Origin of the sequence: Streptomyces griseicoloratus, assembly GCF_014534645.1 — a bacterium.
Lineage (GTDB): Bacteria > Actinomycetota > Actinomycetes > Streptomycetales > Streptomycetaceae > Streptomyces > Streptomyces griseicoloratus.
The window spans coordinates 1-423 of the sequence record NZ_JACVQF010000046.1; the positions used below are offsets into that span (position 1 = coordinate 1).

Annotated in this window: 1 protein-coding gene; it reads right to left on the reverse strand. The window is 69.5% G+C overall.

The window, feature by feature from the left end; all coding sequences use genetic code 11:
• Positions 1–423: condensation domain-containing protein (locus H0H10_RS01620; protein WP_188178967.1), on the reverse strand; the 423-nt coding region annotated here is incomplete at both ends.

The following is a 423-nucleotide window of genomic DNA, read 5'->3' on the forward strand; positions in this document are numbered from 1 at the left end:
CACCACACCCGGCACCCCAGACACCCCCGTGTCGTTCCACTCCTCCACCACCCGACACCGGTCCGCCGGATCCAGCACCTCCACCGCCGACACCCGCACCGACGGATCACCGACCAACCGCTCCAGCACCCGCACCCAGTGACGGGCGATGCGAGCTGCGGAGGCCTCGTCGAACAGATCGGCGGCGACTGTCACGGCACCCCGAAGGCCCGCCGGCGCGCCCTGGTCATCGAAGGTCTCGCCCACCAGGAGATCCAGGTCGAACTTCGCCGAGGGACGCCCCAGGAACAGACTTCGCGCCTGTACCCCCGGCAGCGTGAGCGGTGACGAAGAGCTTGCCTGGTCAGCACTCGTATCGACCTTGGTGAGGACGACTTGGAAGAGGGGGTGCCGGGCCAGCGAGCGTGCCGGCGCCAGCTCCTC